Below are 12,238 nucleotides of genomic sequence, written 5' to 3'. Positions count from 1 at the left end.
GATGATTACGACTCGACTTTCAAGTGTTTTACTCCTGAATACAGACCTTGCCCGACACTTAACAAGAAAAGGGAGCAAAGTGCCATAACGTGTCTCAACCGCTGGCCCGTATAACGAGTGTGATGATAACTAGTTTGAAGAATGAGGGGCTTTAAGCCGTGTCATAAACAAAACAAACGAATGAAAAAGGCTAAAACTGGGGCTTTGGCAATCGCCAAAAAGAAAAATACCCCGATAAAAATCGAGGTAAACCAAAACTAGGATGATGGTTTTAAGGCTGACATTGTTTTAGTTATTAAAGCCTGCCAGCATTGATACAAAACTGCTTTTTAGCTGCTCTGTATAACGCAATTGAGAGGGGTCATTCTCGATTACATTATAGGACTCAGAACTTTTGAATCAATTGCCCACAATTGTATTGAAATGAGAACAAACTGCAACAGAAATGATAAAAAGCAGTTTAGCCAAGCCTAAATTCGACTTAGCTAAACAACCAAAAGACTAACGTAAGCGACTGAATTAAAGAGATATAAGAGCTTGCTATATTAGAACAGGTTCACACTGTTCAGCATTTAGAACAATGTTTCCCCATTTTACTTACGTTTTGCATACAACTCTTTTAGCGGCTCATCCCAATATGGTGGGGTGCCGATATGATCCTTTATAAAGTCGATAAAGGCACTCACCTTGGGTGCTAAGTGTTTACGCCTTGGGTAAACAGCCTGCAAAGGCAAGTGATGGGTTAGTTGCCAATCTTCAAGAATGGGAACTAGCGTGCCTTTCTCAAGCTCATCTTCAAGCAAGTAACTGGCAAGATAAACCACGCCCAGCCCGCTTACCGCTGCAGACTTAAGTGCAGGGGCATTATCGACTCTGAAATTACCGGTTACACCGATTTCACAGTAATCGTCACCTTGTTTAAACTGCCAAACACTGTGCTCATGCCACTCGCCTTGATATACCAAGCAGTTATGATCCACCAGTTGTTCAGGGCGACTAGGTACTCCATGCTTCTCAACATAAGATGGTGAGGCAGCCAACAAGAACTGACACTTCATCAAGGGTCTTGCCACCATACCTAAGGGTAATTGCTCAGACATGGTAAGCAACAGATCTAAACCTTCGCTGACAACATCAACTTTGTGATCTAATAGGCTAACTTGTAGCTCAAGCTCTGGATGCTTTGCCATGAACTCAGGCAGAGCAGGAATAATATGCATGGTGCCGAACGACTGCGAAATCCCCACTTTCAATACGCCTCGGGTAGCATCATTAAGATTATGAACGCTGGCGACGGCCTGATCGGCATCTCTTAATAGCTCTTCACCTTGGGCGTATAGCAACTGGCCGGCTTCGGTTAGGCTCAGACTTCTTGTGGTACGTTGAATAAGCTGTACACCAAGTTTATGCTCCAACTCGGCAACTTGGGTGCTGACCTTTGACTTAGATATGCCTAACTTTCTCGCCGCAGAGCTAAAACTCCCCGCTCGAGCCACATGGGTAAAAATTGCGATCGGTTCTAAAAGTTCTAACATGTAAATCGCCTTAAGGTGTTTACGACAGTAATAGTACTTCCATCGCTAAGACATGCTGTTTTCAATAAAAACAATATCTTAAGTGAATATATGTACGCTAGAGTAGAGTTTTAATTATTTACCAATATATGGTTTTTGCTTTTATTTTTAGAAGTATACCAAAAAATCCTCATAACTCATCAAATAAGTCGTTTGGACTAATCAAAGCAAAAGATTGGTTTACCCGCTATTGTGGCCTAGAAACGGAAAAGCCCCTGCACAAAGGTGGGATGCAGGGGGCGTTGCAAATCAACTAAAAGCAACAGGTTAAATCGATTTACTCCAGCAGAGTGGTATTTGCTGTTTCGACCAGGGGATAGCTCGCTAACTCAGGGATCTCGTCTCTTAGCTGCTGCTCAAGCACGACTAAGGTTTTAAATCTTTCACATAACTTTTCACCACGAGCCTCTATGTCATCGGCTTGCTGTTCCATCTGCAGCTCAATCTCTTCACCGATAGAGTCCATCTTCTGTGAAAACGAATCCATCTTCTGCTCGAAGCTGTCGCCATCACCTGACATCATCTGCGCACCTAAATTCATCATCATGCTACCAAGGGAGTTTTGCACAAGTTCTTCCATCTCTTGCTCAAACTCTTCACCAAAAGCATCTTCTAGAGAAGACTCTGTTGAACCAAGGTAAAACTTATCACCATGTTGGTAGGCAACGCTTTCGATACGTTCCTCAAGGCCTGCCATCATTTCGTCTATCTTGGCGCCAGCGCTATCGCCTAATAATGGAGTCAGAGCGAGACTCACCGCCGTTGACGCCATCTCAACGGCGTCATTAACGAGGGCAATGACTTCAGGGACCTGTGCTGAAACCTCTTGTGAGTACTGACTAACTAAAGCCTGCTGCTCACTATTGAGTGAAATTTGCTTGCCATTAACAAACAGCTTGTCCATCTCGATGCGATACTTCTCGTCACCAACCTCACTTACGATAAGCTTCTTCGGTTCTACGGTGACGTCATAATTCAGTGCGACTTCACACTCATTATGAACGTCATGGTCGCTATGAGCGGCAACGGTTTGTAGGCTAGTTGCCGAAAGCAATACCGCGGAGATCCCAACTGAGGTAAGTAATTTTTTCATCGCATCAATCCTTTATCGCTATTGTCTGTATGACTTTAATCTTGATTAGATAAAGCACAGACTGTGCCAAACAATAAAAGCCATTGTTTTTATTCAGGTTTATTAGATTTCCACAGAATAGTGGCTAGCCGCATTAATAAATAATTTGGCCAATTAAACTAACAATTGGCCAAATTTCACAAGCAGCATATATAGGCTGTTGATGTAGGAAGATTAAAAAATGGAACGACCTAGCGTCTGACTCAAGGCTTCTAATACCGCAGTGCCAGCTAAGGAGTTACCATTAGTATCGAGCTCAGGAGACCAAACACACACTGACATATCACCAGGGATCACAGCGATAATACCGCCGCCAACACCACTCTTACCTGGCATGCCGACACGATAGGCAAACTCTCCTGCTCCATCATAGAGTCCAGATGTCGCAAGCAGCGCATTAAGTTGCCGAGTCTGTACTGGGCTAATAAGCTGTTTACCAGAAAGACTTTTTCCCGCATTAGCCAGATAAAACATGGTGCGCGACAGGTCTGCACAACTCATACGCAGTGAGCAATAATGAAAGTAACTGTGCAAAACGGTATCGACATCATTATTGAAGTTGCCAAAGGATTTCATCAAGTAAGCAATAGCGGCATTTCTCGCACTATGCTGATACTCAGATGCGGCAACCACTTTGTCGTACCCAATTCGATGGTTTTCGCTGAGCCCACGAACAATTTCAAGCATACGATGCTTAGGTGCGCCAAGGCGACTCTGCAGAAGATCGGCAATGACTAACGCACCAGCGTTGATGAAAGGATTTCTAGGAACGCCTTTTTCCAATTCTACCTGTACTAACGAGTTGAAAGAGTGGCCAGAAGGCTCCTTGCCAACTCTCGACCAAATTTCATCCTCTTCATACAGCATAAGCGCTAAGGTAAGGCTGAACACCTTAGAGATACTCTGAATTGAAAAGGGCTCGAGATAATCTCCAGCCCCTATTGTGACACCATCGGAGGTTGTCACTGCAATACCTAACTTGTTAGCATCAACTTGAGCAAGGGCTGGAATATAATCAGCGACCTTGCCCTGTCCAAGAAGAGGCCGAACTTTGTCGACAATCTCTTCAAGTAATGCCAATTCAGGCATTAGCCCCACCAAATATCGTAAAGCTCGCCGATTTCGAGATCTGATACTGGTTGGTTAGCGAAGAATGCCTTAACTGCAGCTCGGTTTTCTTCGGTGCATTTGCCGATAGCTTGAGTCGCGATAATGCCTTCCCATTCTTTGTGTCCACCGCCGTGGTAACCAAGATCGTTAGGCTCAATCACTTCGTCGATAAACTGATCAACGATTGCATCAATTTGCTCTTCAGTTACAGAGTCATTAAAGGTCCAGTTAACGTCAAACCCAAACTCTTGGAACTCATCTACGCGTAATTTTTTACGTAAGCGACGACTACGGTTTGCTGCCATGGTTGTTCTCCTAAAAAACAATATTTAAAGTAAACAAGAATATATTTAGCGTTTATATACGCTCAAACATAAGATCCCAAACACCGTGACCTAAACGATGGCCGCGAGCTTCAAATTTAGTCAAAGGTCTATGTTCTGGACGCTCTACCACATCGCCAGTTGCTGACTGGTTTTTATAACCAGGCGCTGCATTCATCACTTCTAGCATATGCTCACTGTAGTTTTCCCAGTCTGTTGCCAGATGGAACACACCGCCCACTTTAAGCTTACTGCGGATCAATTCAGCAAAAGGTGCCTGAACGATACGACGCTTATGGTGACGCTTTTTATGCCAAGGATCTGGGAAGAACAACTGCACACGTGCCAAGCTGCCTTCTGCGATGCTGTTTTCTAGTACTTCAATCGCATCATGATGATAAACGCGTAGGTTAGTCACACCCGCTTCGGCGGCATCTGCCAAGCAAGCGCCAACACCTGGTTTATGAACTTCGATGCCAATAAAGTTTAATTCTGGTGCTGCCTTCGCCATCTCAACGAGTGATGCGCCCATGCCAAAGCCGATCTCTAAAACCGTATCCGCTTCACGACCAAAGACTTCGACTAGATCGATTGGTTCTGGAGTATAATCTAGGCCCATAATTGGCCATTGCTGCTCCATCGCTTGAGCTTGACCTTTAGTTAGGCGCCCCTCTCTCAATACAAAGCTTCTTACTTTGCGAAGGTATTTACCTTCTTCATTGAATTCAGCGGTTGTTACGTCGCTCATTTTCGCCCTCGCTTTAAGCCTGCTCTCGCATAAGACAGCTATTATTTAAAAAAAGAAAGGCATTATCCAAAGTTAGACCTTCAGTGCAAGCCTTATTGTGGCGAAATTATACCAATAATCTCAGTTTGTGCGAGCTGCAGCTGTACTTTGCCCGCAAATAACTGGGTTTTCAGCTCAAATATCACACTTATCCTCTATATAAGCTGCAGAGCTGATCGTGTAGAGACCTATTAGGGCATAAAGCGCAAGTGTTGCCTTGTTAATCGCCAAGGCTAAAGTTACACTGCGCCGATGAAAACTACCGCTTCCTTTTCAACACGAATTATTAATTGGTACGACACGTTCGGTCGTAAACAGCTCCCTTGGCAAATCGCTAAAACCCCATATAAAGTATGGATTTCAGAGATCATGCTACAGCAGACCCAAGTTGCTACCGTTATCCCCTATTTCGAAAAATTTATCGCGCGATTCCCAGATATCGATGCTTTAGCGAACGCCGAGCAAGACGAAGTGCTACATTACTGGACAGGCCTTGGTTATTACGCTCGTGCACGAAACCTACATAAAGCCGCCCAAACAATGCAATCACAGTTTAGTGGGGAGTTTCCGACCGACTTCGATGACGTATTAGCATTACCAGGGATCGGGCGCTCAACAGCAGGGGCAGTGTTGTCTTTATCCCTTGGACTTAACTTTCCTATTCTCGATGGAAACGTAAAACGTGTTTTAGCGCGACATGGCGCAATTGAAGGCTGGCCGGGCAAAAAGCCTGTCGAGCAGGCGCTCTGGCAATTAACGGAAAAGCTAACACCGGCTAAAGATATCCAGAAATATAATCAAGCTATGATGGATATTGGCGCCACTGTATGTACCAGATCTAAACCTAACTGTGCTCAATGCCCAGTCGCTATCGACTGCAAAGCGCAGTTAAGCGGGCGTCAGAGTGAGTTTCCGGGAAAAAAACCAAAGAAAACCATCCCTGAAAAATCGGCTTGGCTGTTAGTCATTGAAGAAAACCATCGAGTACAACTAGAAAAGCGCCCCCCGGCAGGTATTTGGGGAGGACTCTGGTGTTTTCCCCAGTTCAATCAGCGCCATGAATTAGATAGCTATATTAAAGATAAACAACTGAAGGTGGTGTCTGAGCAGGAGCTCACTGGTTTTAGACATACCTTTAGCCACTTTCACCTCGATGTCCAACCTGTACTGGTGCGTGCAAGTGGAGATAGCGATAATCAGATCATGGAACAAACATCCACTGTCTGGTATAACTTAACTCATCCACCTAAAGTTGGTTTAGCCTCGGCTACCGAGCGAATTTTGGCCGACTTAGGTTCTGTATTAAATAAGGAGTAATCATGGCTCGCACAGTAAACTGCGTGTATTTAAACAAAGAAGCAGAAGGCCTAGGTTTTCAGCTCTACCCTGGCGAATTAGGAAAGCGTATTTTCGATAATATTAGTAAAGAAGCCTGGGCACTTTGGCAGTCAAAGCAGACCATGTTGATCAACGAAAAGAAACTTAACATGATGAATGTCGATGACCGTAAGTTTCTTGAAGAGCAGATGGTAAACTTTCTATTTGAAGGTAAAGAAGTTGAAATTGAGGGTTATGTGCCTCAAAAAGATGACGAGTAAGACTCGAAACGTCTAAAATGAACCGACAAAGGCGCCGCTTAAAATTAATTTAGGTGGCGCTTTTTTGTTTAGTTTGTACTAAGCCGTTCAAAAGTAAGACTCCCATCAACTCTACACAAGCTCATAATATCGATGAATTGAGATAACACTCTCACCTCCCCTCATCCATAAATTAAAAATGTTAGCCGTTCATCGACCAACAACCTGCCGATAACGGCGGCTTTTAATTGAGTTTTAGCTAGTATTTTAATCATTAATGCGACAATGATTGTTCGAAACTCAAGCCCCTGCACACAAACTAGGCGAACAGTAGGCATTAATTAAAAAAGCCCTTGCAGGATTTTTTTTGCCGCTATAAGATACGCGCACTCCAAACGAGACGGGCTTTAAAGGCTCAGTTTGAAGTAGCAAATCTAACGCATACATTAGTAGCGCTTAGTTGCCCGAATAGCTCAGTCGGTAGAGCAGAGGATTGAAAATCCTCGTGTCCCTGGTTCGATTCCGGGTTCGGGCACCAACATTTATTAATGAGTTAACTATTTACTTAGTAACTTGTTAAGCAAATAAGCCGGCATAGCTCAGTTGGTAGAGCAACTGACTTGTAATCAGTAGGTCCCGAGTTCGACTCTTGGTGCCGGCACCATAAAAACAAAAAAGCCACTCACTGAGTGGCTTTTTTGTATCTGTCGTTTTGTCAGTATCAAACTACTCTGCTCCAAGCTATCCTGCTCCAAACTAAGTTAGACTAACTGCTCAACAAAAAAGTCCTTGCCATAAACAAGTAGATTTTTTTATGTCTGTAATAAATTCAGCTCAAGACAAGCGAGGCTAACCGTTCAGCAAGCGCCCTCTATAAACGATTGGCTTTTTGTATCAGAAGGCGTTGGATTTTAGAGCTTGCTCTGTTAGTACTCACCGAGCGCAACACCTTCTAGAGTTATTCAAATATTTATCTAACCGAATTAACCCTAGCATTTGAACCGCATTGCCGAAATATACCTCAACCAAAACCAGAAATGCGGAATAATCCCACATAAAGACTATTTGTTGCGCAGTCAGACAGGAAAGCACTTGCCCCCTCGAATACATCGCTATACTATACGCGCACTCCAAACAGACGGGCTTTAAAGGCTCAGTTTGAAGTAGCAAATCTAACGCATACATTAGTAGCGCTTAGTTGCCCGAATAGCTCAGTCGGTAGAGCAGAGGATTGAAAATCCTCGTGTCCCTGGTTCGATTCCGGGTTCGGGCACCAACATTTATTAATGAGTTAACTATCTTACTTAGTAACTTGTTAAGCAAATAAGCCGGCATAGCTCAGTTGGTAGAGCAACTGACTTGTAATCAGTAGGTCCCGAGTTCGANCTCAGTCGGTAGAGCAGAGGATTGAAAATCCTCGTGTCCCTGGTTCGATTCCGGGTTCGGGCACCAACATTTATTAATGAGTTAACTATCTTACTTAGTAACTTGTTAAGCAAATAAGCCGGCATAGCTCAGTTGGTAGAGCAACTGACTTGTAATCAGTAGGTCCCGAGTTCGACTCTTGGTGCCGGCACCATAAAAACAAAAAAGCCACTCACTGAGTGGCTTTTTTGTATCTGTCGTTCAATCAGCATCAAACTATTCTGCTCCGAACGACTCTGCCCCAAACTAAGTTAGGCTAACCGCTCAATAAGAACCCCCTTCCCTTAAGCAAGTGTTATTTTATATTCAGCTTGCCCTTTAAGTTTAGGGCTTCAGACTACTGTTCAGAATTGAGATCATACCACTGAAGAAGATCGCGGGCTGGCAGCGAACAACCAGATAATAGTGACAAATAGTGCTGCCTCCGAAGTTAACAGCCCTATAGTTAGCGCTTTTTTAACCACTCAACAGGAGCTAGGCAAGGAATTAGCTTACTAATAACCCACACAACAAAAAAAGCACTTGCACCTTCTAAAACATCCCTATATTATACGCGCACTCCAAACGAGACGGGCTTTAAAGGCTCAGTTTGAAGTAGCAAATCTAACGCATACATTAGTAGCGCTTAGTTGCCCGAATAGCTCAGTCGGTAGAGCAGAGGATTGAAAATCCTCGTGTCCCTGGTTCGATTCCGGGTTCGGGCACCAACATTTATTAATGAGTTAACTATCTTACTTAGTAACTTGTTAAGCAAATAAGCCGGCATAGCTCAGTTGGTAGAGCAACTGACTTGTAATCAGTAGGTCCCGAGTTCGANCTCAGTCGGTAGAGCAGAGGATTGAAAATCCTCGTGTCCCTGGTTCGATTCCGGGTTCGGGCACCAACATTTATTAATGAGTTAACTATCTTACTTAGTAACTTGTTAAGCAAATAAGCCGGCATAGCTCAGTTGGTAGAGCAACTGACTTGTAATCAGTAGGTCCCGAGTTCGACTCTTGGTGCCGGCACCATAAAAACAAAAAAGCCACTCACTGAGTGGCTTTTTTGTATCTGTCGTTCAATCAGCTTCAAACTACTCTGCTCCAAACTAAGTTAAGCTAACAACCTCAACAAGAAAGCCCGATCTATGACAAGTAGATTTTTATACCTGCTATTTACTTCGCCCTAATCTCCATCGAACTAAAACGGCATAAATGCCGACCGACAGTACTTTGGCTTTCGCCTGTGCCCTTTCAGCTTTTCCGTCTTGGCTTTTATCGGCCTATACCCGGCTAAGGTTCTGCGTTTACCGTCCTAGCTTTTGTCGGCTTGTATCCGGCTCTCATTCAGCCTTTAGTGCCTTTTACCGAGTTTGGTCGTCTGAAAACAAAAAAGGAGCCCTTAGGCTCCCTTATAACGGCTCCTGCCAAGCAAGAGCTTCTTAATCCAATGTTACCAGCTACGCATCTTATGGCCTTTTAGCGCGTAGAATAAGATGAATAGATAACATGGTAGACCAACCCAATAAGCAACCTGAGTGTTATCGGCAAAATGAGCTACTTTACCAAATACTAATGGTAGAATTGCACCACCTGAAATGCCCATGATTAACAGAGCAGAACCTTGAGCCGTATACTTACCTAGCCCTTCAAGTGCCAATGGCCAGATTGATGGCCAGACGAGTGCATGAGCAAGCCCCATCAATGCCACAAAAGTTACCGTATCAGGGATCACCGGAATACCACTCCATCCCCAAAGTACGTCAGCAATTACAGTACTTTCACGAGAACCTAATGCCGCACCGATAATGCAAACGATTCCAGCAAGCGCCGAACCAAGCAGCGCTTTTTCCTGACTGATAAACTTAGGAATACAGGTCACACCTATTATGTAACCAAATACCATAAACACCATGGTATAAGAGGTCAGCGAAGCAAAGTTATTAACCCCTAAGCTTTCACCGTATAAGCCAATAGTGTCACCCGCAATTACTTCAACACCGACATAGGCAAACAAGGCCACTGCGCCAAGTACTACCTGTGGAAAATGGGTAATACTGCCCTTTTCCTGATGCTCTTCAGCTGCTTCAAACTCAAGTTCAGGTAGCGATGAGAACTTAACTAAACCAATTAAGAAAGTCAGCGCCAGTGCCATATAGATGTAGGGCATAACCAATCTTGAAGACAATTCATTAATTTGTGCTAATCGGTCTGCTTCGCTTAACGCAGCTAAGTGATCTGCAGTGAAGTTTTCAAAGCCTGACAGCACTAACGCCGTAAACAATATGGGCACAATAACCCCTGCGCCTTTATTGATAAGCCCCATGATACTAATTCGCATCGCCGCACTTTCTTTAGGGCCAATATGCACTACGTAAGGGTTAGATGCGGTTTGCAAAATGGTTAAGCCCGTACCAAGTACAAACAAAGCACCAAGGAACAAGATAAAGTTTGCACTCTGCGCCGCAGGAATAAACAGTAAAGAGCCGACCACCATAATGGCTAGGCCGATTGCCATACCGTTTTTGTAGCCCGTTCTCTTAAGTATCGATGACATCGGCAGAGCCATCACGGTATAAGCAATATAGAAAGCAAACGTCACAAACAAGGCTTGAAATTCGTTTAGCTCACAGATGATTTTAAGGAAAGGGATCAGCGAGCCGTTAAGCCAAGTCACAAATCCGAAGATGAAAAATAACACACCGATAATGGTCATAGGCAGTAAACTGCTCTTGGGGCTAGCTTGAGCCTGAGTCGTTGCTGTCATGTATTAAACCTGCTTCTTATAGTAATTAATTTTATGATACCAGATTAAACTGCTACCCCACCCTTCATTGTTATCTCTTTAACTTATGCAGATGACTGTCTGCTTATATTCTCTACCTTGGTTTTAACTTCAGGCCATTTCAAACCTAATGTTTCACCGATGTTAAAACATTATGGCGAAAAAGACAACGCTGTCATTTTTACTCAAACCACGAATTTAAAGCTACTGCTCCTCTTCGCCTCGCCCTTGCTAAAAGAGCTTAATCGAGGCTGAGTGTAAACTTAATAGCTTAAACCTTAATGAAGATGTTGCGCTTATACATCCAGTAAAGCACTAGCCATTGCACTAGCAGCAAAGCAACAACACTGACTAAGGTTTGAGCATTGTTAGGCAAGGAAGAAATTAATCCACCAAACAAGCTGCTGGCTGTGTACTTCCAATTTACAATGCTAGTCGCAATATAGATAACGATAGAGTTGCAACCTATAACCGTAAAGAAAAACGCCCACTTCTGTACCTTAACTACATCGATGATGGCGTAAAACAAGGCTAGGAAGAGTATGCTCCAGCCCGAAGTCACTAAGGTAAAGCTACTGGTCCACAGGGTTTTATTCACAGGGAGCCATGGCGAAGTCGCCCAACCTAGCGCCAATAAGCTAAAACCGGAAATGGTTAAAACTCCAACCTTAAACCACTCTCCCTTAACGTGAGGTTTAACGATAAAGTGCCCCACAAAGACACCAAATAAGCCATTTACGACTGCAGGGATCGTTGAAAGTATTCCCTCGGGATCCACTGCAGCGTTCTGATAAGTTATGCCTGGCAATAACAAATTATCGACTGCGGCGTTAATTGAGCCTGTTTGACTAAAGGCTCCGCTGCTGTCTAGGGTTACCATTGGAAAGACTTGCAGCAAGGCGTAGCCAATCAATACGGTTATTGCTGTCACTATCTGAGTTCTTAAACTTGTGTGCCACACTAAAAGAGCGCAAAAAAACCATGCAAAGGCGATTCGGCCAAGCACACTAGCATAGCGAATGTCACTGGCAACAAATGGCGCTCCTGTGCCCCAGCCATGGTTATAAATCACTCCAAATAACAGCAAGAGTAACAGGCGTTTTACCGCATGTTTATATAAGGGTATACGTTGAGGTAGGGGTAACTTGTCTAAACGCTTGGGCGATAAGCCCAGGGCAACGCCTGACAGGAAGATAAACAGCGGAAAAATAAGGTCATAGAAAGTAAAACCGTGCCAAGCACTGTGGTGCATCTGACTATCAAACCACTTAAATCCGGCCCATCCCGTTAATAGCAGCAAAGCGGCAAATATCGCTTCGCCCCCCAAGATCCAAAACATATCGAAGCCGCGCAGTGCATCTAACGACTTAAGCCTAAGCTTAGCTTTCGGCTTGGAAGCCGTTTCAACCACTGTCTTTACGATATTCGATTGGGGTTTATCTATTATTGTTGTCATCTAAACAGCCCTTTTCTACCGCTTTTAACACCGCCAATATAAAGCAAAGCCTCCGGTGGTTTTAGTTCATATTCACCACAGAGGCTTATCG

9 protein-coding genes and 6 tRNA genes are annotated in these 12,238 nt (G+C 43.9%); 8 read left to right on the top strand and 7 right to left on the bottom strand.

Annotated features, from left to right (window positions below; translation table 11 throughout):
- Positions 1-593: 593 nt before the first annotated feature.
- From L1D44_RS09205 to trmB, 5 genes are all read right to left on the bottom strand, one after another.
- Entirely contained in the window at positions 594-1,535 is a 942-nt protein-coding gene (locus tag L1D44_RS09205) for a LysR family transcriptional regulator (RefSeq protein ID WP_202722488.1), read from the bottom strand.
- A gap of 316 nt (positions 1,536-1,851) precedes the next feature.
- Positions 1,852-2,667, bottom strand: a complete 816-nt coding sequence (locus L1D44_RS09200) for a YggN family protein (RefSeq protein ID WP_239890015.1) — start codon at positions 2,665-2,667, stop codon at positions 1,852-1,854.
- A gap of 213 nt (positions 2,668-2,880) precedes the next feature.
- Positions 2,881-3,795: a glutaminase B gene (gene glsB / locus L1D44_RS09195; protein WP_239890013.1), complete on the bottom strand. Its 915-nt coding sequence runs from the start codon at positions 3,793-3,795 to the stop codon at positions 2,881-2,883.
- The gene (locus tag L1D44_RS09190) at positions 3,795-4,121 is read right to left on the bottom strand and encodes a YggL family protein (protein ID WP_239890011.1); all 327 of its coding nucleotides are present in this window, start codon (positions 4,119-4,121) and stop codon (positions 3,795-3,797) included. Before L1D44_RS09190 ends, glsB begins: the two co-directional genes overlap by 1 nt.
- 52 nt (positions 4,122-4,173) lie before the next feature.
- Complete coding sequence (trmB, locus tag L1D44_RS09185) at positions 4,174-4,887, bottom strand: tRNA (guanosine(46)-N7)-methyltransferase TrmB (protein WP_239890009.1); 714 nt, start codon at positions 4,885-4,887, stop codon at positions 4,174-4,176.
- A gap of 291 nt (positions 4,888-5,178) precedes the next feature.
- On the opposite strand from trmB, the gene mutY reads away from it, so the two are divergent.
- From mutY to L1D44_RS09145, 8 genes are all read left to right on the top strand, one after another.
- Positions 5,179-6,243, top strand: a complete 1,065-nt coding sequence (mutY, locus tag L1D44_RS09180; protein WP_239890000.1) for an A/G-specific adenine glycosylase — start codon at positions 5,179-5,181, stop codon at positions 6,241-6,243.
- 2 nt (positions 6,244-6,245) lie between these two features.
- Positions 6,246-6,524 carry an oxidative damage protection protein gene (locus L1D44_RS09175; protein WP_220770589.1) on the top strand — a complete coding sequence of 93 codons (279 nt, stop codon included), beginning with the start codon at positions 6,246-6,248 and terminating at the stop codon, positions 6,522-6,524.
- Positions 6,525-6,965: 441 nt separating this feature from the next.
- Positions 6,966-7,041 (top strand) — tRNA-Phe (locus L1D44_RS09170).
- Positions 7,042-7,091: 50 nt separating this feature from the next.
- Positions 7,092-7,167 (top strand) — tRNA-Thr (locus L1D44_RS09165).
- A gap of 536 nt (positions 7,168-7,703) precedes the next feature.
- A tRNA-Phe gene (locus tag L1D44_RS09160) sits at positions 7,704-7,779 on the top strand.
- 227 nt (positions 7,780-8,006) lie between these two features.
- Positions 8,007-8,082: transfer RNA gene (locus tag L1D44_RS09155), tRNA-Thr, on the top strand.
- Between the two features lie 477 nt (positions 8,083-8,559).
- A tRNA-Phe gene (locus tag L1D44_RS09150) sits at positions 8,560-8,635 on the top strand.
- A gap of 227 nt (positions 8,636-8,862) precedes the next feature.
- Positions 8,863-8,938, top strand: a tRNA-Thr gene (locus tag L1D44_RS09145).
- Positions 8,939-9,359: 421 nt separating this feature from the next.
- Here L1D44_RS09145 and L1D44_RS09140 read toward each other — a convergent pair.
- Complete coding sequence (locus tag L1D44_RS09140; protein ID WP_239889998.1) at positions 9,360-10,673, bottom strand: sugar MFS transporter; 1,314 nt, start codon at positions 10,671-10,673, stop codon at positions 9,360-9,362.
- A 289-nt stretch (positions 10,674-10,962) separates the two neighbouring features.
- Positions 10,963-12,147 (bottom strand): DUF5009 domain-containing protein, encoded by a 1,185-nt coding sequence (locus L1D44_RS09135; RefSeq protein ID WP_239889996.1) that lies wholly within the window; start codon positions 12,145-12,147, stop codon positions 10,963-10,965.
- Between the last annotated feature and the right edge of the window lie 91 nt (positions 12,148-12,238).

Origin of the sequence: Shewanella sp. Isolate13 (assembly GCF_022398325.1) — a bacterium.
GTDB lineage: Bacteria > Pseudomonadota > Gammaproteobacteria > Enterobacterales > Shewanellaceae > Shewanella.
The sequence above is the reverse complement of the archived record's forward strand: the minus strand, read 5'-3'. Positions and strand labels throughout refer to the sequence as shown.

What these genes read in the sequence shown, in the direction of transcription:
- L1D44_RS09205 (WP_202722488.1), bottom strand. Translation starts at nt 1,535, where the DNA reads ATGTTAGAACTTTTAGAACCGATCGCAATTTTTACCCATGTGGCTCGA.
- L1D44_RS09200 (WP_239890015.1), bottom strand. Translation starts at nt 2,667, where the DNA reads ATGAAAAAATTACTTACCTCAGTTGGGATCTCCGCGGTATTGCTTTCG.
- glsB (WP_239890013.1), bottom strand. Translation starts at nt 3,795, where the DNA reads ATGCCTGAATTGGCATTACTTGAAGAGATTGTCGACAAAGTTCGGCCT.
- L1D44_RS09190 (WP_239890011.1), bottom strand. Translation starts at nt 4,121, where the DNA reads ATGGCAGCAAACCGTAGTCGTCGCTTACGTAAAAAATTACGCGTAGAT.
- trmB (WP_239890009.1), bottom strand. Translation starts at nt 4,887, where the DNA reads ATGAGCGACGTAACAACCGCTGAATTCAATGAAGAAGGTAAATACCTT.
- mutY (WP_239890000.1), top strand. Translation starts at nt 5,179, where the DNA reads ATGAAAACTACCGCTTCCTTTTCAACACGAATTATTAATTGGTACGAC.
- L1D44_RS09175 (WP_220770589.1), top strand. Translation starts at nt 6,246, where the DNA reads ATGGCTCGCACAGTAAACTGCGTGTATTTAAACAAAGAAGCAGAAGGC.
- L1D44_RS09140 (WP_239889998.1), bottom strand. Translation starts at nt 10,673, where the DNA reads ATGACAGCAACGACTCAGGCTCAAGCTAGCCCCAAGAGCAGTTTACTG.
- L1D44_RS09135 (WP_239889996.1), bottom strand. Translation starts at nt 12,147, where the DNA reads ATGACAACAATAATAGATAAACCCCAATCGAATATCGTAAAGACAGTG.